The sequence below is a fragment of the Brevundimonas sp. UYEF29 genome, from assembly GCF_040546195.1.
In the GTDB taxonomy this organism is placed as follows: domain Bacteria; phylum Pseudomonadota; class Alphaproteobacteria; order Caulobacterales; family Caulobacteraceae; genus Brevundimonas; species Brevundimonas huaxiensis.
The window spans coordinates 62,909-89,075 of the sequence record NZ_JBEPNH010000004.1; the positions used below are offsets into that span (position 1 = coordinate 62,909).

Annotated in this window: 25 protein-coding genes; 14 read left to right on the forward strand and 11 right to left on the reverse strand. The window is 65.6% G+C overall.

The window, feature by feature from the left end:
- The first annotated feature begins 41 nt into the window (after window positions 1–41).
- Genes rnr through ABIB58_RS08195 form a run of 3 tightly spaced genes read left to right on the forward strand, consistent with a single transcriptional unit; the run spans window position 42 to window position 3,464 of the window.
- Window positions 42–2,351, forward strand: a complete 2,310-nt coding sequence (gene rnr / locus ABIB58_RS08185) for a ribonuclease R (RefSeq protein WP_354040215.1) — start codon at window positions 42–44, stop codon at window positions 2,349–2,351.
- Window positions 2,348–3,049, forward strand: a complete 702-nt coding sequence (locus ABIB58_RS08190) for an NUDIX hydrolase (RefSeq protein WP_354040217.1) — start codon at window positions 2,348–2,350, stop codon at window positions 3,047–3,049. Before rnr ends, ABIB58_RS08190 begins: the two co-directional genes overlap by 4 nt.
- 1 nt (window position 3,050) lies before the next feature.
- Window positions 3,051–3,464, forward strand: a complete 414-nt coding sequence (locus ABIB58_RS08195; RefSeq protein WP_354040219.1) for a DUF5990 family protein — start codon at window positions 3,051–3,053, stop codon at window positions 3,462–3,464.
- Window positions 3,465–3,468: 4 nt separating this feature from the next.
- Here the strand turns inward: ABIB58_RS08195 and ABIB58_RS08200 are convergent, their stop codons facing one another.
- Window positions 3,469–4,035, reverse strand: coding sequence for a hypothetical protein (locus tag ABIB58_RS08200; protein ID WP_354040221.1), 567 nt, complete (start codon window positions 4,033–4,035; stop codon window positions 3,469–3,471).
- A gap of 126 nt (window positions 4,036–4,161) precedes the next feature.
- Here ABIB58_RS08200 and rpmG point away from each other — a divergent pair, with 126 nt between their 5' ends.
- Window positions 4,162–4,329, forward strand: a complete 168-nt coding sequence (gene rpmG / locus ABIB58_RS08205) for a 50S ribosomal protein L33 (RefSeq protein ID WP_003164451.1) — start codon at window positions 4,162–4,164, stop codon at window positions 4,327–4,329.
- 74 nt (window positions 4,330–4,403) lie between these two features.
- Here rpmG and ABIB58_RS08210 read toward each other — a convergent pair whose 3' ends face one another.
- Together ABIB58_RS08210 and ABIB58_RS08215 are read right to left on the reverse strand one after the other, a co-directional pair.
- Window positions 4,404–5,765: a PleD family two-component system response regulator gene (locus tag ABIB58_RS08210; protein WP_039247536.1), complete on the reverse strand. Its 1,362-nt coding sequence runs from the start codon at window positions 5,763–5,765 to the stop codon at window positions 4,404–4,406.
- A complete protein-coding gene (locus ABIB58_RS08215) occupies window positions 5,762–6,127 on the reverse strand; it encodes a response regulator (protein WP_164952723.1) in 366 nt (121 codons plus the stop codon). The genes ABIB58_RS08210 and ABIB58_RS08215 overlap by 4 nt, the downstream gene beginning before the upstream one ends.
- 106 nt (window positions 6,128–6,233) lie before the next feature.
- Here ABIB58_RS08215 and ABIB58_RS08220 point away from each other — a divergent pair, with 106 nt between their 5' ends.
- The 3 genes from ABIB58_RS08220 to ABIB58_RS08230 are packed head-to-tail and all read left to right on the forward strand — an operon-like array spanning window position 6,234 to window position 9,583.
- On the forward strand, window positions 6,234–7,502 hold the full coding sequence (locus ABIB58_RS08220; RefSeq protein ID WP_082064363.1) for a DNA polymerase IV: 1,269 nt from the start codon (window positions 6,234–6,236) through the stop codon (window positions 7,500–7,502).
- 8 nt (window positions 7,503–7,510) lie between these two features.
- Window positions 7,511–8,806 (forward strand): nicotinate phosphoribosyltransferase, encoded by a 1,296-nt coding sequence (gene pncB, locus ABIB58_RS08225; RefSeq protein WP_354040225.1) that lies wholly within the window; start codon window positions 7,511–7,513, stop codon window positions 8,804–8,806.
- A gap of 36 nt (window positions 8,807–8,842) precedes the next feature.
- Window positions 8,843–9,583 (forward strand): polysaccharide deacetylase family protein, encoded by a 741-nt coding sequence (locus tag ABIB58_RS08230; protein ID WP_354040227.1) that lies wholly within the window; start codon window positions 8,843–8,845, stop codon window positions 9,581–9,583.
- Window positions 9,584–9,587: 4 nt separating this feature from the next.
- On the opposite strand, the gene ABIB58_RS08235 is transcribed toward ABIB58_RS08230, so the two are convergent.
- Entirely contained in the window at window positions 9,588–10,484 is an 897-nt protein-coding gene (locus tag ABIB58_RS08235; RefSeq protein ID WP_354040229.1) for a hypothetical protein, read from the reverse strand.
- 105 nt (window positions 10,485–10,589) lie between these two features.
- Here ABIB58_RS08235 and ABIB58_RS08240 point away from each other — a divergent pair, with 105 nt between their 5' ends.
- Window positions 10,590–11,048, forward strand: coding sequence for a RidA family protein (locus tag ABIB58_RS08240; protein WP_354040231.1), 459 nt, complete (start codon window positions 10,590–10,592; stop codon window positions 11,046–11,048).
- Complete coding sequence (locus ABIB58_RS08245; protein ID WP_045810146.1) at window positions 11,045–12,190, forward strand: GNAT family N-acetyltransferase; 1,146 nt, start codon at window positions 11,045–11,047, stop codon at window positions 12,188–12,190. Before ABIB58_RS08240 ends, ABIB58_RS08245 begins: the two co-directional genes overlap by 4 nt.
- Before the next feature lie 52 nt (window positions 12,191–12,242).
- Here ABIB58_RS08245 and clpA read toward each other — a convergent pair whose 3' ends face one another.
- Both clpA and clpS read right to left on the reverse strand, forming a co-directional pair.
- Window positions 12,243–14,543, reverse strand: coding sequence for an ATP-dependent Clp protease ATP-binding subunit ClpA (clpA, locus tag ABIB58_RS08250; protein WP_354040233.1), 2,301 nt, complete (start codon window positions 14,541–14,543; stop codon window positions 12,243–12,245).
- 13 nt (window positions 14,544–14,556) lie between these two features.
- Complete coding sequence (clpS, locus tag ABIB58_RS08255; RefSeq protein WP_017504641.1) at window positions 14,557–14,886, reverse strand: ATP-dependent Clp protease adapter ClpS; 330 nt, start codon at window positions 14,884–14,886, stop codon at window positions 14,557–14,559.
- Window positions 14,887–15,057: 171 nt separating this feature from the next.
- Here clpS and ABIB58_RS08260 point away from each other — a divergent pair, with 171 nt between their 5' ends.
- Window positions 15,058–15,531: a nuclear transport factor 2 family protein gene (locus tag ABIB58_RS08260; RefSeq protein ID WP_354040235.1), complete on the forward strand. Its 474-nt coding sequence runs from the start codon at window positions 15,058–15,060 to the stop codon at window positions 15,529–15,531.
- 61 nt (window positions 15,532–15,592) lie between these two features.
- Here ABIB58_RS08260 and ABIB58_RS08265 read toward each other — a convergent pair whose 3' ends face one another.
- Window positions 15,593–16,084: a phasin family protein gene (locus tag ABIB58_RS08265; RefSeq protein WP_082465129.1), complete on the reverse strand. Its 492-nt coding sequence runs from the start codon at window positions 16,082–16,084 to the stop codon at window positions 15,593–15,595.
- Window positions 16,085–16,359: 275 nt separating this feature from the next.
- Between ABIB58_RS08265 and ABIB58_RS08270 the strand changes: the two genes are divergently transcribed.
- From ABIB58_RS08270 to ABIB58_RS08280, 3 genes are all read left to right on the forward strand, one after another.
- Complete coding sequence (locus ABIB58_RS08270) at window positions 16,360–17,850, forward strand: serine hydrolase (protein WP_354040238.1); 1,491 nt, start codon at window positions 16,360–16,362, stop codon at window positions 17,848–17,850.
- A gap of 62 nt (window positions 17,851–17,912) precedes the next feature.
- The gene (locus ABIB58_RS08275; RefSeq protein ID WP_045810085.1) at window positions 17,913–18,998 is read left to right on the forward strand and encodes a PA0069 family radical SAM protein; all 1,086 of its coding nucleotides are present in this window, start codon (window positions 17,913–17,915) and stop codon (window positions 18,996–18,998) included.
- A 42-nt stretch (window positions 18,999–19,040) separates the two neighbouring features.
- Entirely contained in the window at window positions 19,041–19,883 is an 843-nt protein-coding gene (locus tag ABIB58_RS08280; RefSeq protein WP_354040240.1) for an alpha/beta hydrolase family protein, read from the forward strand.
- Here the strand turns inward: ABIB58_RS08280 and ABIB58_RS08285 are convergent.
- Together ABIB58_RS08285 and ABIB58_RS08290 are read right to left on the reverse strand one after the other, a co-directional pair.
- The gene (locus ABIB58_RS08285; protein WP_045810087.1) at window positions 19,880–20,281 is read right to left on the reverse strand and encodes a hypothetical protein; all 402 of its coding nucleotides are present in this window, start codon (window positions 20,279–20,281) and stop codon (window positions 19,880–19,882) included. The two genes, ABIB58_RS08280 and ABIB58_RS08285, sit on opposite strands and share 4 nt — an antisense overlap.
- On the reverse strand, window positions 20,278–21,522 hold the full coding sequence (locus ABIB58_RS08290; RefSeq protein ID WP_354040243.1) for a class I SAM-dependent RNA methyltransferase: 1,245 nt from the start codon (window positions 21,520–21,522) through the stop codon (window positions 20,278–20,280). Before ABIB58_RS08290 ends, ABIB58_RS08285 begins: the two co-directional genes overlap by 4 nt.
- 193 nt (window positions 21,523–21,715) lie before the next feature.
- On the opposite strand from ABIB58_RS08290, the gene ABIB58_RS08295 reads away from it, so the two are divergent.
- Window positions 21,716–22,378 (forward strand): YMGG-like glycine zipper-containing protein, encoded by a 663-nt coding sequence (locus ABIB58_RS08295; protein ID WP_185223924.1) that lies wholly within the window; start codon window positions 21,716–21,718, stop codon window positions 22,376–22,378.
- Window positions 22,379–22,539: 161 nt separating this feature from the next.
- On the opposite strand, the gene ABIB58_RS08300 is transcribed toward ABIB58_RS08295, so the two are convergent.
- Together ABIB58_RS08300 and ABIB58_RS08305 are read right to left on the reverse strand one after the other, a co-directional pair.
- A complete protein-coding gene (locus ABIB58_RS08300; protein ID WP_045810089.1) occupies window positions 22,540–23,271 on the reverse strand; it encodes a TlyA family RNA methyltransferase in 732 nt (243 codons plus the stop codon).
- Between the two features lie 21 nt (window positions 23,272–23,292).
- Entirely contained in the window at window positions 23,293–26,136 is a 2,844-nt protein-coding gene (locus ABIB58_RS08305; protein WP_354040245.1) for a valine--tRNA ligase, read from the reverse strand.
- Window positions 26,137–26,167 lie beyond the last annotated feature (31 nt).

The window sequence follows — 26,167 nt, forward strand, 5'->3', positions numbered from 1 at the left end:
AGATTTACTCAAGGGCGCGGTTCCGCGCTACGAAAGACATAATGACCAAATCATCCAAGAGGCCGCCCGCCGGTCTCCCCGACAAAGACACCCTCGTCGCCTATTTGCGCGAGGCCGGATCGGCCGAGAAGACCGACATCGCGCGCCATTTCGGCCTGAAGGGCGGCGACCGCCGGGCCCTGCGCGAAATGATCCGCGAACTGGAAGCCGAAGGGCGACTGGGCAAACGCGGTCGCAAGGGCTTTTCCGAAGCCGGCGCCCTGCCCCCCGTCGGCGTCGCCGATGTGATCGAACGCGACGGCGACGGCGAACTGTATGTGCGCCTGGTCGAGGCCAGTCCCGACGCCCCGCGCGCCCTGCTGATGCCCGACAAGTCCAAGGCCGCCCCTGGCCTGGGCGATCGCGTGCTGGTGAAGTTCCAGCGCGGCGCCGAGGGTTGGGAAGCCCGGCTGATCAAGAAGCTGGACGTGGGGACCAACCGCGTCCTGGGCGTCATCCGCAAGTCGGCGCGCGAAACCCGCGTCGAGCCGGTCGATCGCCGCTCCAAGGACGTGCTGCTGGTGCCCCAGGCCCAGTCCGGCGACCTGCGTGACGGCGACCTGGTTCTGGCCGCCGTTGAGAAAGGCGACCAACGCTATGGTCCCAAGCGCGGCAAGATCCTGGAGCACATCGGCAAGGAGGATGATCCCCGCGCCGCCTCCCTGATCGCCATCCATGCCCACGGCGTCCCGACCGGCTTTTCCGAAGCGGTCGAACGCGAGGCCGAGGATCAGGCCCTGCCGACGCTGAAGGGGCGCGAGGACCTGCGCGAGGTGCCCTTCATCACCATCGACCCCGCCGATGCGCGCGACCACGACGACGCCGTCTATGCGGCGCGCGATGAGGATCCGAAGAATGAGGGCGGCTGGATAGTCTGGGTCGCCATCGCCGACGTCGCCGCCTATGTCCGCCCCGGCAGCCAGTTGGACCGCGAGGCGCGCGACAAGGGCAATTCGACCTATTTCCCCGATCGGGTCGAGCCGATGCTGCCGGAAGTGCTTTCGAACGGCCTGTGCAGCCTGAAGGAGGGTGAGAACCGCGCCTGTCTGGCCGTGCGGATGGTCTTCGACAAGGACGGCCGCAAGACCGGCCACAGGTTCGTGCGCGGTTTGATGCGGTCGCACGCCAAGCTCAGCTACGAACAGGCGCAGGTCGCCATTGACGGACAACCGGACGACACCACGGGCCCGATTATGGAGGCCATCCTCTATCCGCTGTGGAACGCCTATCACGCCATGCTGAAGGGCCGGCTGAAGCGCAGCCCGCTGCAGATCGAATCGGCCGAACGCCGCATCCGCATGGCTCCGGATGGGGGCATCGCCTCCATCGAAAAGCGCGCCTCGCTGGAGGCGCATCGGCTGATCGAAGAGATGATGATCCAGGCCAACGTCTGCGCCGCCGAAACGCTGGAGCAGAAGAGGACGCCGCTGATCTACCGCGTCCACGACGCGCCCAGCCAGGAGAAGATCTTCAACCTGGCCGACTTCCTGTCGACCATCGGCAAGCCCTGGAACAAGGGCGAGCCCGGCACGACCAAGCGGTTCAACAAGCTGCTGGACGAGACGCGCGACACCGAACACGCCGATGTCGTCAACGAGGTGGTCCTGCGCAGCCAGATGCAGGCGATCTACTCTCCGGAGAACATCGGCCACTTCGGCCTGAACCTGGATCGCTACGCCCACTTCACCTCGCCGATCCGGCGCTATTCCGACCTGATCGTCCACCGCGGACTGATCCGGGCGCTGAATCTGGGCAAGAATGGGCTGATGGATCGCGAAATCGCCGAACTGCCCGCCATCGCCGAGGGCGTGACCATGACCGAGCGCCGGTCGATGGCCGCAGAGCGTGATGCGATGGACCGCTACATCGCCGCCTATCTGGAGGAGCACGTCGGTGCGACCTTCGCCGGACGGATCACCGGCGTGACGCGGTTCGGCCTATTCATTCGTCTGGAGGACACGGGCGCGGACGGCTTGGTGCCTGTCTCGACGCTCGGCAGCGAATATTTCACCCATGACGACCGCGCCCACGCCTTGGTCGGCGAACGCACCGGCAAACGGTTCACCCTGGGCCGCATGGTCGAGGTCAAGCTGCGCGAAGCCACGCCCGTCACCGGCGGTCTGGTGTTCGAAATGCTCAGCGAACCCGAACCCCGCGATCCCAGCGCCCCGGCCCCACGCTACGGAATGCGCGGACGCGGCGGCGACAGCCCGCCCATGCGTGGCAAAAACCGTCCCGGCGGCCCCAAGCCCCGCAACGGCTCCAAACCCTCCGGCGGCCTGAAGGGCGTGAGGAAGGGCAAGCGCAAGTGACCCCATTCGACGCTGCTCAGGATCTGGCCGACGCACCGCGTGTCGGCGGGGCGCAGCGGCCGAAGGATGCGGCGACGCTGATCCTGACGCGCGGCGGCGATCGGCCCCAGGTGCTGATGGGGCGGCGCGCGCCGGGGCATGTGTTCATGGCGTCGAAATGGGTGTTTCCAGGCGGGCGGATCGATCGCAGCGACTTCACCGCCGCCGCCATGGGTGAGTTGTCGGGCGAGGTTGCGCGGCGGCTGGAGGGCGAACTGCCCGCTCGCCGTGCGCGGGCCCTGGCCCTGACGGCGGTGCGCGAGACGTTCGAGGAGACGGGGCTGATCCTGGGCCGGCCGGCGCCCCGCGCCTTCGTCGCCGGTCCGTGGCGTGAGTACCGGCAAGCGGGCGCCCTGCCCAATCTGTCGGTCCTGTCCTATATGGCGCGCGCGATTACGCCGCCGGGCCGGACCCGGCGGTTCGACGCCCGGTTCTTCATGGCCCCGGCCGAGGCGCTGCTGAGCCCTGAACCGACCGCAGGATCGGGCGAACTGGACGAGATCGCGTGGCTGCCGTTGGACGAGGCGCGCGCATTGGACCTGCCGGCCATCACACGGTTCGTGCTGGGTGAACTGGCCGAGCGGTTGGAGCACCCGAACCGCCCCCTGCCCTTCGTGCGGATGGTGCGGGGCCAGCATACGGTCGAGCACAGGGACTGACATGGCCGGAACGACGATCAACCTGCGCCTCACCATCGCAGATCCCGTAGCCGGCGTCGCCTACAGCCTGCAGGACAAGGCGAACAGGCCGGTCGAGCCGCGCATCGCCGCCAAAGGCCCGATCAGCTTCGACGCGTCCGTCACCCTGTCCGAGGATAACCGCCTGACAGGCCCGTTCGTGCGGCGCGAAGGCGCGACGCGGCGGTTCGTCTATATCGCGATCGGCACGTCGGCAGGCCAGCACGCCAGCGAATGGAGCCGACGCGCCAAGATCGACGTCCACGATATTCCCGCCGATCTGCTGGCCCAGGCGCGCCAAGGCGAGGTGCTGGAAGTCGTCTTGCCCGGCCGCGCCAAGGACGGCGGCCCCGCCTGCGCGACCGTGCGGCCGATCCAGACCTGGCGCGTCGTTTGATCCTTCAGTCGGCGATCGGCTTGGTCAGGTCGAACTCGACGCGGAAATGCCGGTTGGGACGACGCAGTTCGTAGGCGAACACCCGATCTGGATGAACCTCCATCGCCCAGACGTTGGTGATCGAGACCGCCGCGTCATTGGCTTTAAATAAGGCGATCGATTCGGCATCGACCGGGAATTCTTGCCTCTCGGCCGTGCCGGCGTTGGCCGTGTCTCCGCCATACCAGTGCAGTACGTCGGTCGTCCCATCCGCGTGTCGGTGATCGTGCTTCAGCCGAAAACCCGTGTCGGTCTTGGTCACCACCCAGGTGCGCGAGCGATCCGACCCCACGGCGAAGGGAATACGCACCTCGTCCGACGAACAGTCGCGGACATGCATGACCAGCCGCTCGCTGGCGAACTTGGCGTCGGCGGCGTCGGTGGTGACGACCCGACCTTCGAATCGTTGCCCGCACAGGGCGGTCAACCGCGCCAGGAAATCGTCCTGGGACTGAGCCGGATCGGCCGTTGCGACGCCCACGCATGACACGGACATCAGGGCCGCGGTGGCGAGCAGGGATGCGATTTTCATGCGGTCAGACTATATGTGCGTTGCGCCTCATCAACGTGGCATCGCGCCCGTTGACTTTAGGGCGATCCTGAGTATGTTCCGCGCCTCTTATTTTAAGCGGCTTTCGCCGTCGCAGAGGTAATTCCGATGGCCAAACCGGCTTCCATCAAGATCCGCCTGAACTCCACGGCCGACACCGGCTTCTTCTATGTCACCAAGAAGAACGCCCGCACCATGACCGAGAAAATGGTCGTCAAGAAGTACGACCCCGTCGTGCGCAAGCACGTCGAGTTCAAGGAAGGCAAGATCAAGTAAGTCCTTGATCGGCTGAGAATTGAAAACGCCCGGCTGGTCTCCAGCCGGGCGTTTTTCGTTGTGTCGGAGGGGGTTTACGCCGCCTTGGCGATGACCCGGTTGCGGCCGGCGGCCTTGGCCTCATAGACTCCTTCGTCGGCGCGCTTCAGCAGGCCTTCAGGCGTATCGCCGTCACCGGTCGTGGCGGCCACGCCGATCGAGATGGTGATGGTGATCTGCTCCTTGCCGCCCATGACGCGGAACGGCGCGGAGGCGACGTCTCGGCGAATCCGTTCGGCGACGCGGCCGGCGTCTTCCAGACTGGCGCCCGGCATGACGACAACGAACTCCTCGCCGCCCATGCGGCACGGCAGGTCCACCGCCCGGACATTGGTGGCCAGGCGCACGGCGAACTCCACCAGCACCTCGTCGCCAGCGTCGTGGCCGAAACTGTCGTTGACCGACTTGAAGTGGTCGATGTCCAGAACCAGCACGGCCACTTGCGCCCCGCCCTGGGCCGCACGACCCACGAGCGCCTGCAACTGGCCGGTCATGTAGCGCCGATTATGCAGGCCGGTCAGGGCGTCGGTGACGGCCATTTCCATGCTGCTGTCGAGCTTCTGGCGCAGGAAGTCGGTGTAGCGTTTGCGCCGGATCTGGGTGCGAACCCGCGCCGACAGTTCTTCGGTATCGACGGGGCGCGGCAGGATGTCGGCGGCGCCCAGTTCCAGCGCCTTGATCATGCGCGGCCGTTCGGTCGGCTCCACGATCGCCAGGATCGGCGCGCGGCGCGCATCGCCCGACTTGGCCTGGGCGACGATCCGCAGACCGTCGAATCTGGCGGCGGCGACGTTGACGATAATCAAGTCCAGCGCGCCCTTGGCCGCGACCAGCGCCGCCTCGGGATCGGTTTCGATGGTGATGCGATGTTCGCCGCCCAGTTCCTGGGCGATCTTCTCGGCCTGACGCTGGTCGTCATCGACGATCAGGACCCGCCCGCCCTCGCTGCGCAGCCGCGCGGCATTGTCCGAATCGACGCCCAGGCGACGGCCGCTTTCCTCGCGCTCGCGCAGCTCGTCCATGACGTGCTTCAGCCGCGTCAGCGACTTGACGCGTGCGAACAGGATGACGTCGTCGATGGGCTTGGTCAGGAAGTCGTCGGCGCCGGCCTCAAGTCCTTTGATCCGATCCTCGCGCCCGTCGAGCGCCGTGACCAGCACGACGGGGATATGGCGCGTTTCGGCCTGGGCCTTCAGCCGTCGACACGTCTCGAACCCGTCCATGCCGGGCATCATGACGTCCAGCAGGATCAGGTCCGGCTGATGCTCGGCGGCGATGGCCAGGGCCGACAGGCCGTCGTTGCAGGTCAGCACATCGTAATATTCGATGGTCAGCTTGGCTTCGAGCAGGCGGACGTTCACGTCCACATCGTCGACGACGAGGATACGGGCGCTCATCCGAGGTGCTGCCGGATGGTTTCCAGGAAATGCATGACCGAGATCGGCTTAGAGATATAGGCCTCGCAGCCGCCCTGACGGATCCTCTCCTCATCGCCCTTCATCGCGAAGGCGGTGACGGCGATGACGGGGATGTGGTTCAGTTCCTCGTCGTCCTTCAGCCATTTGGTGACTTCCAGGCCCGAGATTTCGGGCAACTGGATATCCATCAGGATCAGGTCGGGATGATGGGCGCGCGCCAGGGCGAGCGCCTGCAAACCCTCGCGGGTCTGCAGGGTCTCATAGCCCTGGGAATCGAGCAGATCATGAAAAAGCTTCATGTTCAGCTCGTTATCCTCGACGATGAGGACTTTCTTGGACATCATCACCTGACCTGCGCGCCCCTCGAACGCGGGACGCCTCGTTGGTCGCATTCGTAGGCGCCCAGTCTTAAGTTGGGGTGAAGCCAACCTTACGGAGACCTTAAGCGTGGCCATCAAGGCCATCTGTCGCGACTGCCTTTGGACCAGCGGAGATCCCGCCGGGCCTCGCGAGAACCGCTGTCCGGCGTGCGGATCGCGGCGCGTGGTCGCAGACGCCGAACTGGACCAGTTGTCGATCGCCCACATGGACTGCGACGCCTTCTACGCCTCGGTGGAGAAGCGCGACCGGCCCGAACTGCGCGACAAGCCGGTGATCGTCGGCGGCGGAAAGCGCGGCGTGGTCTCCACCGCCTGCTATGTCGCGCGTCAATATGGCGTCGGCTCAGCCATGCCGATGTTCAAGGCGTTGAAGGCCTGTCCCGAGGCCGTGGTGATCCGGCCGGACTTCACCAAATACGTCTTCGAATCGCAGCGCATTCTGGGGGCGTTGGGGTGCCTGACGCCCTTGATCCAGCCGTTGTCGCTGGATGAAGCCTGGGTCGATCTGTCGGGCACAGAGCGGCTGAACGGCGGTCCGCCGGCGTTGCAGCTGATCCGCTTTCAGAAACAGATCGAGGACGAGACCGGCCTGACCGTTTCCATCGGCCTGGCGCCCAACCGCTTTCTGGCGAAGATGGCGTCGGAGATGGACAAGCCGCGCGGCTTCTCCGTGGTCGGGGCCGCCAATGCCCAGGCCCTGTTGGCGCCGCGCCCCGTCACCGCCCTGCCCGGCGTCGGGCCGGTGTTCGGCAAGGCGTTGCGCAGCGACGGCTATTCGACCATTGGCGATCTGGCGCAGGCGGACGTGCGCGAGCTGGTCAAACGCTACGGCGAATCCGGTCTGCGCCTCCACGATCTGGCCCACGCCCGCGACGCGCGCGCCGTGAACCCCGAGCGCGATCGCAAAGGGATGAGCGCCGAAACCACCTTCAACGAAGACCTGACGTCGGCCGAAGCGCTGGAGGCCGAGCTGTGGCCCCTGTGCGAGAAGCTGGCGTCCAAAGCCCGGCGCGACGGCGTCGCCAGCCGGGTGCTGGTGCTCAAGCTGCGCCGCACCGACTTCAAGATCGTGACCCGCCGCGTCACCCTGCCCGACCCGGTGCAGACCGCGCGCGCCCTGTTCGCCGCGGGGCGCGATCTGCTGAAACCTGAGCTGGGCCGCCCCTATCGCCTGATCGGCATCGGCATGGCGGACGTGCAGGACGCCGAGGACGCGCCCGCCGGCCTGTTTCAGACCACCGAGACGCGCGCCTTGAAGACCGAACGCGCCATCGACGTGCTGCGCGAAAAGTTCGGCAAGGACGCGGTGGTGGCGGGTCGCGCGTTGAAGCCGTAGGACAGGGCATGGATCTCGCCAAACGCGCCTATGACCATGGCTTTCGCCTGGACCCGATCGTCCGCAGCCTGCTGGACACGGACTTCTACAAGCTGCTGATGCTGCAGATGATCTGGCGCGAGCATCGCGACGTGCCGGTCGTCTTCCAGATCATCAACCGCACCAAGACTGTGCGTCTGGCCGACGAGATCGACATCGACGCCCTGCGCGAGCAGCTGGATCACGCTCGCACCTTACGTTTCACCAATAAGGAACTGGTCTGGCTGGCGGGCAACAGCTTTTATGGCTTGAAGCAGATCTTCTCGCCCGACTTCATCGCCTGGCTGACCGATTATCGCCTGCCGGACTACGACCTTTCGGTTCAGGACGGGCAGTATGTGCTGACCTTCTCGGGCGTCTGGGCCGAGGTGACGCTGTGGGAAATCCCGGCGCTGGCGATCCTGAACGAGCTGCGCTGCCGGGTCGGGATGCGGCGGCTGGGCCGGTTCGAACTGGACATACTGTATTCGCGCGCCAAGACGCGGCTGTGGTCCAAGGTCGAGCGACTTCGCGCTCTGCCCGACCTCGCCCTGTCCGACTTCGGCACCCGGCGGCGGCACGGCTTCCTGTGGCAAAGCTGGTGCATTCAGGCGTTGAAAGAGGGGTTGGGCAAATCCTTCATCGGCACGTCCAACGTCCTGCACGCCATGGAGAACGATCTGGAAGCCATCGGCACCAACGGCCACGAACTGCCGATGGTTCTGGCGGCCCTGGCGCCGGACGACGCGGCGCTGGCCCAGGTGCCCTATGCGGTGCTGGACGAATGGCGCAGGCACTATGCGGGCAATCTCCTCATCGTGTTGCCCGACGCCTTCGGCACCGAGGCGTTTCTGGACCAGGCGCCCGATTGGGTCGCGGACTGGACCGGGTTCCGGCCCGACTCGGCCCCGCCCATCCCGGCCGGCGACCGCCTGATCGACTGGTGGCGCGCGCATGGGCGAGACCCGAAAGAGAAGCTGCTGATCTTTTCCGACGGGATGGACATCGACGGGATCGAGGCGACCCACGCCCATTTCCACGGTCGCGCCCGTCTCAGCTTCGGCTGGGGCACCAATCTGACCAACGACTTCCGCGACTGCTCGCCCGCCTTCGCGCCCGAGTTGGAGCCGATCTCATTGGTCTGCAAGGTGGTCGAGGTCGACGGCCGCCCCGCCGTCAAACTGTCGGACAATCCGGCGAAAGCGGTCGGCGATCCCGGCGAGATCGAACGCTATCGCCGTGTCTTCGGCGTGCGCGGTCTGACCATCCAACCCGTCATGGTCTGAAACCCAGCCTTAAGCCCGTCGTGCGACAAGGCGGGCATGAGCGCCTTTTTCGACAAGATGCGCCGCCGCGCCGGCCGCTATCTCGATGTCCGTCCTGCCGACGTGCGGCCTGCGCGCGGCGTCCTCAGCCTGTCGTTCGATGACATCCCGGCATCGGCCTGGACCGAGGCCGGACCGATCCTGGCCCAGCACGGGGTCAAGGCGACCTACTATGTCTGTGGAGGCCTGTCGGGCGGTCGTAATCTGGACCTGCCCCAGTTTGAGGTGGAGCACCTGCAAGCCCTCCATGAGGCCGGGCACGAAGTCGGATGCCACACCTATGAGCATGTCTCGACCCTGACCCTGTCGCCGGCCGAACTGGATGCCAGCCTGGCGCGCAACGCCGCCTGGGTCGCCGAACGGCTGGACGGATACGAAATGCAGACCTTCGCCTATCCCTTCGGCGATTGCGCCCTCGGATCGAAAGCTGTGATCGACAAACGCTTCCTGTGCGGGCGCGGCGTCCGCGACGGGATCAACGCCGGGCGTTCGGATCGCAATCTGCTGCAAGCCATCGGCCTGGAGAGCCGTCGGCTGCCCGGCTACGACCTGGAGGCGCTGGTCGAGGAAACGGCTTCATCCAGAGGCTGGCTGATCGCCTACGGCCACGACGTCAGCGACGCGCCGACGCCGTATGGTTGCCGTCCGGAGGACATCGATCGGTTGATCCGACTGGCCAGAGCGGCCGACTTGGACATCCAGCCGATCGCGGCGGCGTGGCGGATGGCGACAGCCTGAGGAATCAGGCGGCCTTGCGCCGGTCTGCCCAGGCGATCAGCTCCTTGCGGGGCCAGATCATCAACCAAGACCGGGCGGTGTATTCGCCGCTGTCGATCAGAGCCTTCCTCGACGCCGACGCCGTGCCAGCCCGCTCGGTGTGGATATCGCCCGGTCCTTGGTGGACCATGAAGGCGCCGCCCTTCAATGGGTTCAGGCGCAGATGGGCTAGGCGGGGGCTGATCTCGGTCAGGGGCGGGTCGTAGAACCAGCTGGAGCCGATCATGCCGGCCAGTTCAGGCCGTGCGCGGCACAGCGCTGCCGCCGTCGCCCAGGCCTCGTTCCAGCCGTCCTCATTGAAGCCGCGCAGCCACCGGCTTTCGGTGTGGACTTCCAGCCACGGCTCGCGCTTTGCGCCGGCCGCCAAATAGCGGAACAGCGGTTTGACGCCCCAGCCGTCGCGGACGTGTTTGACGATCTGGCCCGGCCCGACCGGCGACGACAGATCTATGACCTGACTTTTCGCGCCCGGCACGCTGAGCGCCAGGGTGAAGCGCACGTCCTTGGACCAGTGGTCGAAAACATAGTCGCCCCCGGCCTTGTCCAGAAACGCCGCCAGTTGCTCGATCCAGTAGGGATAGAGGGCCATGACCTCGGCCGGCAGGTTCATCGCCGCCGCCCGGTCGGGCAGTTGCAGCGCCCAGGCGGCGACCAGGCCCCGACGCACATCGTCGGAAGCATCCGCGCCCAACAGCGCATCCACCGCCTTGGCCGGCATTTCGAAATCCCAATGCGGCGCGGCCTCGGCGGCCTTTTGCGCGGCTGGAACCCCGGCGGCGTCCACACGCGCGCGGTCGCCGGCAGACAACCGCGCCAGCACGGCATGGAAGGCGGCGACGTCGGGGGTCAGGTGCATATCCATGATCGCATCATGACACGGCGCGGTTGGCGAACCTTTAAAGCGCGCCGAACGGGTGACGCCGCCCTTGCCCCGCGCTAAACCGCGCCCAGATAAACAGGAGCCCCCATGAGCATCGAAGCCCGCATCGCCGAACTCGGCCTCACCCTGCCGGAACCCGCCAAGCCGGTGGCCAGCTATGTCTCCTACGTCCGCTCGGGCAATCAGGTCACCATCTCGGGCCAGCTGTCGAATGACGCGAACGGCGGCATCAAGGGCACGGTCGGCGTGGACGTGACGCCGGAGCAGGCGCTGGAAGCCGCGCGTCTGTGCGGTCTGAACCTGATCGCCCAGATCAAGGCCGCCTGCAATGGCGACCTGGACCGGGTGGTCCGCATCGTCAAACTGGGCGGTTTCGTTCAGGCCGGCCCCGACTTCACCGCCATTCCCGCCGTCATCAACGGCTGCTCGGACATGATGGTCGAGGTCTTCGGCGACGCAGGCAAGCACGCCCGCTCGGCCGTCGGCGTGTACAAGCTGCCGCTCGGCTTCGCCGTCGAGATCGATGCGATCGTGGAGATCCGCTGATCTTTCAGATCTCGGTTCACGAAGGGATCGCCGACATAGGCCAAGAGGCCTGGGACGCGTGCGCGCTGCCCACCGGCGATCCCTTCGTTTCCTACGACTTCCTGCACGCGTGCGAGGCCTCGGGCAGCGCCGCGCCGCGCCAGGGCTGGGCCCCACGCCACTTGGCCTTGAGGGGTGAAGACAACGCGGTGCTGGGCGTCATGCCCCTTTATCTGAAGGGCAACAGCCAAGGCGAATACGTCTTCGACCACAGCTGGGCCGACGCCTATGAGCGGGCCGGCGGTCGCTATTATCCCAAGCTGCTGGGCGCCGTGCCCTTCACCCCCGCGACCGGCCCGCGCTTCCTGAACCATCCCGAGACCGATGCCGCGACGGTGCGTCAGGCGCTGATCCAGGGGGCGGTGACCCTTGTCGAGCGGCTGGGCGTCTCCTCCCTGCACGTCAACTTCCCGACCGAAGCCGACTGGTCAGCCATGACAGAGGCGGATCTGCTGCCACGCCAGGACATCCAGTTCATCTGGCGCAATAACGGCTATCGGACATTCGACGACTTTCTGGCCGCCCTGTCGGCCAACCGCCGCAAGACCATCAAGCGCGAGCGTCGCGACGCCCAGGCCGATCTGGATATTCGTGTCCTCACCGGCGCCACCATCGCTGAGGCCCATTGGGACGCCTTCTTCGCTTTCTACATGGACACCGGCTCACGCAAGTGGGGCCGGCCGTATCTGACGCGCGACTTCTTCAGTCGCATCGGCGCGACCATGGCCGATCGGATCGCCCTGGTCATGGCGTTTCGGGACGAGACGCCCATCGCCGGTGCTCTGAACTTCATTGGCCGAGACGCGCTTTACGGCCGTCAGTGGGGCACGCTGGAAGACGTGCCGTTCCTGCATTTCGAGCTTTGCTACTATCAGGCTATCGAATTCGCCATTTCGCGTGGCCTATCCCGCGTCGAAGCCGGGGCCCAGGGCGACCACAAGATCGCGCGCGGCTACCTGCCCTCCCCCGTCTATTCCGCCCATTTTATCGCCGACCCCGCCCTGCGCGATCCCGTCGCCCGCTATCTGGACGGCGAACGCCCGGCCGTCGCGGCGGAGATGCGGGCGATGACCGAAGAACTGTCGCCCTACAAGCAGGCATAGAAAAAGGCCCGGCTGCCGCCAGCCGGGCCGTTCGCCATCACCTTTTCGAGGATCAGGCCGTCTCTTCTTCCTCGGCTTTCGCGGGCGCGCTGGCGCTCGTGATGTCGAAGTCGATCTTGCCGTCCTTCAGCTGGACCCTGACGTGTCCGCCGCGCGTCAGGCGGCCGAACAGGATGTCGTCGGCCAGCGGCTTCTTGATCGAGTCCTGGATGACCCGCGCCAGGGGACGCGCGCCATACAGTTCGTCGAAGCCGTTCTTGGCCAGCCAGTCTGCGGCTTCGTCGGTCAGTTCGATGGTGATGTTGCGGTCCGCCAGCTGGGCTTCCAGCTGAAGAATGAACTTGGTCACCACCGAGCGGATCGTGTCGGCCTGCAGCGGCTTGAAGGCCACGATGGCGTCCAGGCGATTGCGGAACTCCGGCGCGAACAGGCGCTGGATGGCCTTGTCATCCTCGCCCTCGACCTTGCCCCGGCCAAAGCCGATGGAGGCGCGGGCGTTGTCGGCGGCGCCGGCGTTTGTGGTCATGATAAGGATGACGTTCCTAAAATCGACCTTCTTGCCGACCGCATCGGTCAACATGCCGTTGTCCATCACCTGCAGCAGGATGTTGTAGACATCCGGGTGCGCCTTCTCGATCTCGTCCAGCAGCACGACAGCGTGCGGATGCTGATCGACGGCGTCGGTCAGAAGCCCGCCCTGGTCATGGCCGACATAGCCGGGAGGCGCGCCGATCAGACGGCTGACCGTGTGGCGCTCCATATATTCCGACATGTCGAAGCGTTGCATCTCGATGCCCAGGGTCGCGGCGAGTTGCTTGGCGACCTCGGTCTTGCCGACGCCGGTGGGGCCGCTGAACAGGAAGCTGCCAATCGGCTTGTTCGGATCGCGAAGACCCGCCCGCGCCAGCTTCATGGCCGCCGACACCTGTTCGATGGCTTGTTCCTGACCGAAGACCGCACGCTTCAGGTCGGTTTCCAGCTCGCGCAGGCTTTCCGTGTCGGACTTGGACACCGACTTGGCCGGGATGCGGGCCATCTTGGCGATAACGGCCTCGACCTCCTTCTGACCGATGACCTTCTTCCTCTTGGATTCGGTCAGCAGCATCTGCGACGCCCCGGCCTCGTCGATCACATCGATCGCCTTGTCCGGCAGTTTGCGGTCGGTCATGTAGCGCGCAGACAGCTCCACCGCCGTGCGCACGGCGCTGTCGGTGTAACGGACCTTGTGATGCTGCTCGTAGTAGGTCTTCAGACCCTTCAGGATCTTCACCGTATCCTCGACCGTCGGCTCGTTGACGTCGATCTTCTGGAAGCGACGCACCAGGGCGCGGTCCTTCTCGAAGTGCTGGCGATATTCCTTGTAGGTCGTCGATCCCATGCAGCGCAGCGTGCCGGACGCAAGGGCCGGTTTCAGCAGGTTCGAGGCATCCATCGCTCCGCCCGAGGTCGCGCCCGCGCCGATCACCGTGTGGATCTCATCGATGAAGAGCACGGCGTTGTCGTGGTTCTCAAGTTCCTTGACCACCTGCTTCAGGCGTTCCTCGAAGTCGCCGCGATAGCGGGTGCCGGCCAGCAGCGCGCCCATATCGAGCGAATAGATGGTGGCGTCCTTCAGGACGTCGGGCACCTCGCCTTTGACGATCTTGCGGGCCAGACCTTCGGCGATGGCGGTCTTGCCGACACCGGGATCGCCCACCAGAAGCGGGTTGTTCTTGGTCCGACGGCACAGGATCTGGATCGAGCGATCGACCTCGGCCTGACGACCGATCAGGGGATCGACCTTGCCCTGGCGCGACTTCTCGTTGAGGTCGACGCAATAGGCTTCCAGCGCCTCGCCGCCCTGTTTGACGGCGGATGCATCCTCGGCCTCTTCGGGCGAAGCGCCCTTGGCCGGACGGGCCTCGTTGGCGCCCGCCTTCTTGGCGATGCCGTGGGCGATGAAGTTGACCGCGTCATAGCGCGTCATGTCCTGCTCTTGCAGGAAGTAGGCGGCATGGCTCTCGCGCTCGGAGAAGATGGCGACCAGCACATTGGCGCCGGACACTTCCTCTCGGCCGGACGACTGGACGTGGATCACCGCGCGCTGGATCACGCGCTGGAAACCGGCGGTCGGCTTGGCGTCCTCGCCGTCGCTGGTCGCCAGGGCGGCCAGATCGTTGTCGACATAGAGGGTCAGCGCCGCTTTCAACGCCGACAGATCGACGTTGCAGGCCTGCATGACGCCGGTCGCGTCGGGATCGTCGATCAGCGCGAGCAGCAGGTGCTCAAGCGTCGCATACTCGTGCCTGCGCGCATTGGCGTATCCCACCGCGCGGTGCAGGGTTTCTTCGAGAGGACGGGAAAATGAAGGCATAGGGAGGCTCCTCTCAGTCCTTTTCCATCGTGCATTGCAGAGGGTGCTGGTGGCGGCGCGCCGTCTCGATGACCTGCGCGACCTTGGTCTCGGCGACTTCGTAGGTGAAGACGCCGCAGACGCCGACGCCATGCTGATGCACATGCAGCATGATGCGGGTGGCCTCTTCCCGGCTCTTCTGGAAGAACCGCTCCAGCACATAGACGACGAATTCCATCGGCGAATAATCGTCGTTCAGAATCAGCACTCGGTAGAGCGAGGGCTTTTGCAGCTTCGGCTTTGTTTCGGTGACGACGGCGGTTCCTTGACCGCCGCCGGTCTCACCGGGCCTTTGTATGGGCATTCGTGTTCCGTAATCGGGGAGTCGTCTTGGCTCTCAGATAGGGAATGATGGCCTGAATTGAAGCGGCGTCCAGTCACGGCTTTCGTGAAGGGCGTCTGACAAAGATTTCACGTGATCCAAGGCAGTCAACGGCTCAGGTTGAGAGCCTCAGTTGAACCGCTCCCGATCGCCATGCCCGCCGCCCTCGTCGCCGCCCTTTCGCTCGCCGCCTTCGCCCAGCCCACGCCGCTGGAAACCGCCGTCTTGGCGGCCGACGCAAAACTGTTCGCTGTCTTCTTCGAAGGCTGCGATCCGGCCGGACTTCGGGCCATGCTGACCGATGATTTCGAGTTCTTCGACGACCGCGGCGGACGGGTGGCCACTGACGCCGACAGCTTCGTGTCGCAATACGCCGCGCGTTGTCAGGGCCGCAGCGCGCCCGACGCCTGGCGGACCCGGCGCGAGGCTCTGCCGGACGGTCTGGCCGTCTATCCCATCAACAACTACGGCGCCGTCGAAACGGGCGAGCACGTCTTTTACGAGCGACAGGGCGATGGCCCCGAACGGCGCGTCGGTCGCGCCCGCTTCACGCAGATGTGGAAACAGGAGGGGACCGACTGGAAGCTGGCGCGGGTCTTCAGCTACGACCATTCCGCCCTGCCCTGACAGCAAAAAGGCCCCGGAGCGAACTCCGGGGCCTTCTCGATTCTTCGGGCGGTTCGCGGGTTTAGCGAGCGGCCTGGAAGGTTTCGACCGAGGCGGTGACGCGCTCGTTGATCGGCTTGATGCTATCCTTGACCGTGGCGGTGACGATCTCGTTCGTCTTGGTCAGCTCGGCGACATAGCGTTCCATCGACTTCTTGGCCCAGGCGGTCTGAAGCTCGAAGAACTCCTGCACCGAACGGGCGGTCGACAGTTCCTTGGACGCGGCGACGCCGTCTTCCCACGAGGACTTGGCGAAGCCAAGCGCCTGTTGCGACAGGGCCTCGGCGCCCTTCTGGGCGACGGTGACCGACTCGACCATGGCTTCCAAGGTCTTCTTGCTGTGCGCGTTCAGCTCGGCCATCGAGGCCGTCGACTTGTCGATGCCTTCACGGAAGGCCTGCGTGCCGGCAGCCTGCATGGTTTCGGCTTGCGCCTTGACCTTGGCGGCGGCCGAAGTTGCGGCGGCGGTGGCTTGGTCGGCGGTTTTCTTCACGGTTTCAGCGGCGTCGGCCATGATCGTCTCTCCGGTAGACGGCCCTTGGGGACGGGCCTGAGGGCGGAAATAATGACGCGAGAGGATCTCGCAGACCCACAATATGCTGCAAGTGCGAAGGCTTTTCAAGCGTTTTGTGCAATGCACAATATGATCGGCGATAACCTTGATCGGCCGGTCAAATTTGCGTTGACGCGCGGTTAACCACCACGAAACCCGTGCTTCCTATGCTAGCTGTTTGTTCGTGACGGCCGGGGGGCCTGTCGCACCCTGCTCACCGAGGGGTTGTCCCGCCCATGATCGCTTTTCTCCGCCGTGGCCTGTTCGCCGTCCTCGCGCTTTCGCTGGTTCTGGGCGCGAACGTCAGGCCGATCGAGGCCCAGACCGCCTACTCGGCCCAGGAGAACAGCCGCTACGCCGCCATCGTGATCGACGCCGCCACGGGCGAGGTTCTGTTCGCGCGGAACGCCGACAGCCGCCGCTATCCAGCGTCGCTGACCAAGATGATGACGCTGTATCTGACGTTCGAGGCGCTGTCTCAAGGCAAGGCCAATGTGAACGACGTGCTGACGATCTCGCCGCGCGCCGCGTCCCAGCCGCCGTCAAAACTGGGCCTGGCCGCCGGTCAGACCATCACCCTGGACAACGCCATGCGCGCCACCGCCGTGCGATCCGCAAACGACATGGCCCTGGCTATCGGCGAGCACATCGGCGGATCGGAAGCCCGCTTCACCAACATGATGACGCAAAAGGCCGCGCAGTTGGGCATGACCCAGACCCGCTACTACACCGCAAACGGCCTGCCGGACGCACGTCAGGTGACCTCCGCGCGCGACCAGGCCATTCTGGCGCGCGCGATCATGCGTGATTTTCCGCAGTACTACAGCTACTTCGGCCTTCACGACTGGGCCTACAACGGTCGCAACTATCGCAACACCAACGGCCTTCTGCCGACCGGGCGCGGCTATGACGGGATGAAGACCGGCTACACCAACGCCTCGGGCTACAACCTCGCCGCCTCGGCCGTGCGCGACGGGCGACGCCTGATCACCATCGTCCTGGGCGGCCGTTCGACCGCCAGCCGCAACGCCCACGTCGCCGAACTGATGGACACCGGGTTCGAGGTCGAGCGCCGCCGCGCCCAGGGCGAGCGGATCCAGGTAGCGCAGACCTTCTTCGAGCAACGTGGTTTCGGCGTGGGATCGGCGATCGCCGACGCCCCGATCGCCTATGCTTCGGTCAATGACGACGAGGACGGCGTCGGCGCCGAGTCCACCGCTGTCGCCTATACGGCTGCACCGGCACCCGCCGCCCTGCCGACGCGTGTCGCCCCTGCGCCGTCGGAGCGCGCAGCCAGCCAGCGGGCCGCTGCAACGCTGCCGCCTATTGGGTCGGCGCCGGCCGCCTCCGCCACTCCCCGTGCGCCCCGCAATGTCACTGCTTCGCTGAACGGCGCGCCGGCCAATGCCGCTGTCGCGCCGTCCACCACGCCCCGTCGCTCGACATCGTCCGCGACGCGTGAACCCGCCCGCGCCACGCCCCGCACGCCGGCCGGTCGCTGGGCGGTGCAGGTCGGGGCTTTTCGCGAAGAGAAGGTGGCGAGCGACTGGCTGATTGAGGTCAACCGCCGCTTCCGCGATCAGTTCGCCACCGCTGAACGCAACGTTCAAACCGCCGGCGACTGGTATCGCTCCCGCTTCGTCGGCCTGACCGAAACCGGCGCAAAATCCGCCTGTGAGACGCTGGCTGCGCGTCGCGTGACCTGCATGGTCATCGGCCCCGACTGAGGCCAAATTGGCGAGAACAAATGTTCTTGCTTTGTTCTATCTAATGTCGCATCGTCCTTCCCATGGAAACCGCCAAGGGAAGAGGCGCGCGTTCGAATGCCAGCGGCCGATACGAGCCTGAGCAGCATCAGTCGTTCGATGACGGCTGGACGCAGGATGACGCCGAGGCTGCGCCGCTGCGCACCACCCTCACCCCTGAACACGCCCGCACCATCATCGCCCGGAACGACAGTCCGGACATCGGCTTCGACCGCTCCATCAACCCGTACAAAGGTTGCGAACATGGCTGCATCTACTGTTACGCCCGTCCGTCCCATGCCTGGATGGGCCTATCCCCGGGCCTGGATTTCGAGAGCCGGATCTTCTTCAAGCCCCAGGCCGCAAGTCTGCTGGAACAGGCGTTCCTCGCACCCCGATACCGATGCAAGCGCATCCACATAGGCGGCAACACCGACCCCTATCAGCCGGTCGAACGTGATCTGAAGTCGACGCGCTCCATTCTGGAGGTCATGCAGCGGTTCAATCACCCATTTAGCATCATCACCAAGTCGGTGTTGATCGCGCGCGACGCCGACATTTTGGGCCCAATGGGCAAGGCGGGGCTGGCTTCGGCCTTCGTCTCCATCACCACACTGGATCGTGGGCTGGCGCGGGCGATGGAGCCGCGCGCCTCTACCCCCGCCAAACGGCTGGAGGCGATCAGCCGCCTGGCGGACGCCGGTTGTCCGGTAGGGGTCGGTTTCGCCCCCGTCATCCCCGGTCTGAACGATCACGAACTGGAAGCCATACTGGAAGCCGCCGCCAAGGCCGGGGCCACGCGGGCTATGTATGTCACCCTCCGTCTGCCGCTTGAGATCAAGGACCTGTTTCGGGAATGGCTGGCCGACGCCCGCCCGGATCGCGCCGCGCGGGTCATGTCCCTGATCCGGCAGACGCGCGGCGGCAAGGATTATGACGCCGACTGGTCCCAGCGGATGAAGGGGAGCGGCCCCGTCGCCGAACTGATCGGAACGCGGTTTAAGGCCGCCGTCAAACGCTACGGCCTCGACACGCCGCATCGCCTGCTGGACGAAACACAGTTCCGCGTGCCCGCAGACGCCCGGCCTCAGATGGACCTGTTCGATCCGCCGCTCGACAAGATTGCCTGATCAACCGCCTTCGGTTTAGCGTCGCAAATCTTGGGGGGTGTCATGATCAAACGTTTGTCGGCGACCGCTGCCGCCATTGGCCTGTCCACCATCCTGGCCGGCTGCCTAACCGTCAATGTGCCTGAAGGGCAGTTCTTCTATCCCGACACGCGGGTTCAGGCGGAGAAGCTGATCTTGGCTCCCAACCCTGCCATTCCTGGGGCTGAAATCCTGTCATTGCCTTTTGCGGGAGGCGCTGTCGCTGCAACCCGCGTGCGGACGGGACGCGCCGACGCGCCGCTGATCTTGTATTGCGGGGGCAATCTGTTTCGGCGTGGTGTTTCGGGCGCGCAGGTTGCGAACGAACTCGCGCCGTTCGGCGATGTGCTGATGTTCGACTATCCGGGGTCCGGCGACACGCCGGGGCAGGCCAGCTTCGCGACCTACAGGGATGCAGGCGAGGTCATCGCGGCGACCGCCCGCGCCCAGGCCGACGCCGAGGGCCGCCGGCTGATCGCCTGGGGGCATTCCCTGGGCGGTCCGATCTGCGCCGAGGCCGCGCGTGTCATCCGCGCCGACGCCCTGGTGCTAGAGGCGACCACGCCGACCGCCCGCGCCGCCGTTGATTCAATGGTGGGACTGTGGCGGCCGATCGTCCGCGTCCAGTTGGCCGAGGCCTTGACCACTGTGGATGTGCCCGCGACGCTGGACGGCTATTCAGGCAAGGTCGTCGTGCTGGAAGCCTCTCGCGACACGACCCTGCCGCCCGTACTCAGCCGCAAACTTGCTCATGATCTTCGGGCGAGAGGCGTGAACGTCGAGCGTCTTGTGTTCGCGAGAGCAGACCACGGCGACATCCCTTCGCAGCTGGATTTCGTCACTCGCGTCGGCGCAGCTCTGAATTAGTCGTCCGCCGCCGAAGGATCGATGGCGCGCGTGACCAGATCGCGCCAGGTCGGATCGGTGTCATCGACCAGATCGACGTCCTCCATCAGGGCCACCGCGCCCTCGCCGTCCGGCAGGATCAGACCCAGGATTTCCATCTCCTCGCCATCGGCGCCGAGATGGCTTTCGGCCTGGACGGCCACCGCCGCCTGTTCACCCTCCTCTTCCCACCAGATGACCGGTTGGGGCAGGTCCATGGCGATGGGACGCGGATCGTCGGTCTCGCCCAAGGCGAATACTGCCCGTCGCGCCTGAACGTCGTCCAGCGTCGCCACGGCGCCCGTGAACGGTTTCAGCCGCGTCCAGTCGTCGGCGTCGAAACCGCCGCCGTCCTCTTCGCTCGTGTCGTTTAAGGTCATCGTTTGAAAACCCCCACCAGTTCGACGTGCGAAGACCACAGGAACTGATCCACCGGCGTCACCGTCTCCAGCCGGAAACCGGCGTCGATCAGCACCCGCGCATCACGCGCAAAGGTCTGAGGGTTGCACGATACGCCCACGACGACGCCGGCCTTGGTGTCCGCGATCTGAGCCGTCTGGTCGATCGCGCCGGCCCGCGGCGGATCGAACACGATGGCGTCGCATCCCTTCAGGTCATAAGGATTCATCGGCCGACGAAACAGATCGCGCGCCTCGGCCGTTATGGCCTTCATCCCTTTGGCCGAACCGACGGCGGCCTTCAGCGCATCGATGCCGGGCTTGGACGCGTCCGCTGCGATCACCGGCGCGACCGTGGCCAAGGGGAAGGTGAAGGTCCCGGCGCCGCAGAACAAATCGGCGATCTTCTTGGCGCCCTTCACCGCCGTCAGCGCGCGAGACACCATCGCCGCCTCGGCCTGAGGTACCGCCTGCAGAAATCCACCCGCCGGCAGGGCCACGGTGGCAGGGCCGAACCCCACCTTGGGTTGGCGCGCCATCACCAGGGTGTCGCCCGCCAGGCTCAGGCGCGCCAGATCGGCCCGGTGCGCCGCCTCGATGGCCTTCATCTGCGCGTCGGCCGACAGGCCTCCGCCCGAGCGCCGTTCGACCCCGGTCACATCCACATCCAGCCCCGACAGCGTCCAGGTGACGTGCAGGGTCGGCGCGGACTTCGGATGTTCGAAAAAGGCGGCCGCGACCTGGGTCAGCGCCGGAATGGCCGCCACGATCCGGGGATCGGCGACCGGACAGGCCTTCACCTCGACCAGCCGCCAGGAGCGGCGCGCCTTGAAGCCCAGCACGACCCGTCCATCCTGGGTGCGACGGGCATGAAGCGCAAGGCGGCGACGACTGGCCGGCGGAGTCGCCACCGTCGCCTCGATCTCGGTCTCGATCCGCTCGCGCGCCAGGGCCAGTCGCACCTGTTCTCGCTTCCAGTTCAGATACGGCCCCTCGGACCAATGCTGAAGCGAGCAGCCGCCACAATCGCCATACTGGGGCGAGACCGGTACGATCCGGTCGGGGCTGGGCGTGATGATTTCGACCTCTTCCAGCCGCCCGTCCACGACCACGCCGCGCACCGTTTCGCCGGGCAAGGTCAGGCCGGCGAACACCGCGCCGGACGGCGTCTGGGCGACGCCGTCGCCCTGGCCGCCGACGCGGTCGATGGTGAAGATGTCCATCGGCCGGCTTCTAGCCGGGCGTCCCCGTTCGCTCAAGCCACCGGGCAGTAGGGGCGACCGGATGGACATGAACGAAGATGAACGAACCGATCAATCGCCGTTCAGCTTCGCCGTCGTAAATCCTAGTGCAACGAGACACGAGGCTTTGCCGTTAACGTTTGACGGAAATCGTTCGGTCCTCAGAGGGTTGGAAATGGGTCTCACAAAAACATCGATCGCCGCCGTCGCCGCCCTGGCGTTCGGCGTCACGGCCGCCCCGCTCACGGCGTCGGCCCAGAACTATTACGGCAGCGGCTACAGCCAGAACTACGGCACCGGCGCCTACAGCCGCTCGTATGATTACAACAGCGGCCGCTACTACGATCCTTGCGCGCGTGAGCGCCAAGGTCGCACCGGCGCCGGCGCAGTGATCGGCGGCGGCGCGGGCGCCGTCATCGGCTCGCAACTGGCCGCACGCGGCCGTCGCACCGAAGGCAGCATCCTGGGCGGCGTGCTCGGCGCTGTCGTCGGGTCTCAGGTGGGTCGGTCCAGCTCGGACGCCTGCCGCAGCTATCAGAACAGCTATGGCTCGAACGGCTATTACGCTCAGGGCTACAGCCAACCGAGCTACGGCTACTACGATGATCGTTACACCGGCGACCAGGGCTATCGCTACGACGACTACGATCGTCGCAACGACTATGCCTACAGCCGCGGCGGCTACTACGACGATCGTTCGCGCCCGGTCGACTCCTATCAGAATTCAGACGGATGCCGTCTGGCCGAAAGCCAGATCCGTCTGCCCGATGGTCGTACGGATACCCGCTATGTCCGCACCTGCCCCGACCAGTACGGCCGCTATCGCGTCGTCGATTGATTTTCAGCCCCCCTGTCGATCGACGACGTGACGGAGCCGCCGGAGGAGCAATCCTCCGGCGGTTTCTCTTTGTTTGTGGGGGCTATCGGCCTTTGGCCTACTTGAGCCCGTTTGGGGCTATCGGCCGTTGAGCTGTTTGAGCCCGTTTTGGGGTTACGGCCTTAGCCCGGCTTCTTCGCCCACAGCAGGAACTCGACATTGCCGTCGCCGCCGGTGATCGGGCTTTCGGTCGTCGCCTGAACCGCCCAACCCAGCGCTTCCAGCCAGTCGCGCACGCGCTCCACGGCGGCCGCATGCGCCGTCACATCCTTGATCACGCCCTTCTTGCCGCCGCCCGGACCATCGGCCTCGAACTGCGGCTTGACCAGGGTGACCAGATCCGCGCCAGGCGTCGCCAGGTCGAGCGCGACCGGGAGAACCTTGATCAGGCTGATGAAACTGGCGTCGCAGACGACCAGCGACGGCGGCTGCGGGATCAGATCAGGCGTCAGGTCGCGCGCATCGGTGCGCTCCAGATTGACCACGCGGGGATCAGACGACACCCGTGCGTGCATCTGGCCGAAGCCGACATCGACGGCGAACACCTTGGCTGCGCCGCGGTTCAGCAAAACCTCGGTAAAGCCGCCGGTCGATGCGCCGACGTCCAGCGCCACCCTGCCCTCCACGAGGACGGGCCACAGGTTCAGGGCGTGGTCCAGCTTCAGCGCGCCGCGCCCGACCCAAGGGAGGGCGGGTTGGGCCTCCAGCGCGATGTCGTCCGCAAGCTGTTCGGACGCCTTCCGAACGATCACGCCGTCGGCCAGAACCAGCCCCGCCTCGATCGCGGCGCGCGCTTGCGAGCGGCTGTCGAACAGGCCGCGTGCGACCAGAAGCTGATCAATCCGCGTCTTCACAGCCTTGCTTTCATCAGGGCGTCAAAGCGACGCCAGACGCGCCAGCGCCGCCTGTAGCTTGACCTTGCCTGCCTCGGCCTCGGCCAGCTTGGCGCGCTGTTCGTCGACGACTTCCGGCGCGGCGCGAGACACGAAATTGGGGTTGCCCAGCTTCTTGTTCACATGGCCGATGTCGCTGTCGAAGGCGGCGATTTCCTTCTCCAGACGGGCCCGTTCGGCGGTCAGATCGATGATGCCCGTCAAGGACAAGGCGATGGTCGAACCGCCGGACACGAAGGTCACGGCCCCTGTCGGCGCCGCGTCCGCCGAGCCGACCTCGGATACACGGCCTAGTGTCAAGATCAGATCGCGATGGCGTGTGATCCGCTCGGCCGTCACGGCGTCGGGCGCAACGAAGGCCAGCGGCGGCTTGGCCGACGGCGGCACGTTCATCTCGGCGCGCAGGCCGCGGATCTCGCCGACCAGATCGACCAACCAACCGATCTCGGCCTCGGCTGAGGCGTCGATGAAGGCGTCCGGCAGCACGGGCCATTCGGCGCCGATCAGCAGACCGTCGCGCGCCGGCCCTTCTTTGCCGAGTTCGGCCCACAGTTCCTCGGTGATGAAGGGCATGACCGGATGCAGAAGCTTGAGCGTCTGGTCCAGCGTCCAGGCGGTCATCGCCCGCGTCTCAGCCTTGGCGGCTTCATCGGCGCCTTGGAAGACAGGCTTGGCCAGTTCCAGATACCAGTCGCAAAAGACGTTCCAGACGAAGCGATACAGGGCGCCGGCCGCATCGTCGAACCGTCCGCCTTCGATGGCTTGCGACACCGCGCGTTCGGCCTTGGTCAGCTCGCCTCGGATCCAGCGATTGATCGTTTGGTCGACGGTGGCGGGGTCGAAGCCCTCGACGCGGCGCGCCTCGTTCATCTGGCTGAAGCGCGCGGCGTTCCACAGCTTGGTGCCGAAGTTGCGATAGCCCTCGATCCGCTGTTTCGACAGTTTGATGTCGCGCGTGCCCGACAGGATGGCCATGGTGAAGCGCAAGGGATCAGCGCCCAGCTCGTCGATGATGCCCAGCGGATCGATGACGTTCCCCTTGGACTTGCTCATCTTCTGGCCCTTCTCGTCTCGGACGAGGCCATTGATGATGACGCGCTTGAACGGGACTTCGCCCATGAAGTGCTGGCCCATCATCATCATCCGGGCGACCCAGAAGAAGATGATGTCCGCCGCCGTGACCAGGTCGCTGGTCGGATAGAAGCGCTCCAGATCCTCGGTCTTTCCAGGCCAGCCCATGGTCGAGAACGGCCACAGGGCCGAGGAAAACCAGGTGTCGAGAACGTCCTCGTCCTGCTTCAAACGCACGGCCGTATATGGATAGTCGGAGCTATCTATAGGTTCGCCGGCTTCCCATCCAACGGCGTCGCTTTCGGTCGCTTTACAGCCGTAGAATGCTTCGGCCTCCGCTAGCGCGTCAGCCGCGTTTTCGGCGACAAATATCTTGAATGGCCCGCTTTCCCATTTGCCATCTTCGCCTGCGGGTGGCCCAAACCAAGCGGGAATACGATGCCCCCACCAAAGTTGACGCGAGATGCACCACGGCTCGATATTGCGCAGCCATTCGAAGTAGATCTTCTCGTACGACTTGGGCTCGAACACCGCATCGCCCTGCTCCACCGCCTTCAGCGCGGGTTGGGCCAAGACCTTAGCGTCGACGTACCACTGGTCCGTCAGCCACGGCTCGATGACCACGCCGGACCGGTCGCCGTGCGGCACGACGTGTTTGGTCTTCTCAATCTCGCGCAGCCAGCCTTCTTCTTCCGCACGAATGACGATGGCCTTGCGCGCCTTCTCACGTTCCATTCCCACGAGTTCGGCAGGAACTTCCGGGGAGTCTTCATCAGTGATCCGCGCTTCGGCGTCCATAATGTTTAGCGCTTCGAGTCCCGCGCGCTTGCCCACGCCGAAGTCGTTGAAATCATGCGCCGGCGTGATCTTCACCGCGCCCGAGCCCTTGGTCGGATCGGCATAGTCGTCGGCGACGATGGGGATGCGACGGCCGGTGATCGGCAGGGTCACGAACCTGCCGACCAGGCCGGCATAGCGTTCGTCATCCGGATGCACCGCCACGCCGGTGTCGCCCAGCATGGTCTCGGGTCGAGTCGTGGCGACGACGATGAAGTCGCGCGTCTCCCATTCCGTGGCCTTGCCGTCGTCATCGAAGGCAATGGGGTGTTCGTAGGTCACGCCGTCCGCCAGCGGATAGGCGAAATGCCAATAGGCTCCGTCGACCTCGCGCTGCTCGACCTCCAGGTCCGAGATGGCGGTCTGGAAATGCGGATCCCAGTTCACCAGCCGCTTGTCGCGATAGATCAGGCCTTCCTTGTGCAGTTGCACGAAGACCTTGCGGACGGCGGCGTTCATCTCCGGGTCAAGCGTGAACCGCTCACGTGACCAGTCGCAGGAGGCGCCCAGGCGGCGCAGCTGGCGCACGATGGTCCCGCCGCTCTCGGCCTTCCACTCCCAGACCTTATCGATGAAGGCGTCACGGCCCATGTCGCGACGACCGATATTGCCCTCGGTCGCCATCTTGCGCTCGACCACCATCTGGGTGGCGATGCCGGCGTGGTCCGTGCCCGGCAGCCACAGCACCGCCTTGCCCTTCATCCGGTGATAGCGGGCCAGGATGTCCTGCAAGGTGTTGTTCAGCGCATGGCCGATATGCAGGCTGCCCGTCACGTTCGGCGGCGGAATGACAATCGAATAGGCGTCAGCGGCGCCGTCTGTCGCCTTGGCCGGACGCGGGGCGAACAGGCCGCTCTCTTCCCACTGGGCGTACAGGCGGGGCTCGGCGGCCTGGGGTTCGAAAGTCTTCTCAAGCATGGGAATAGGGTCTTTTGCAAAATGCGAAAGG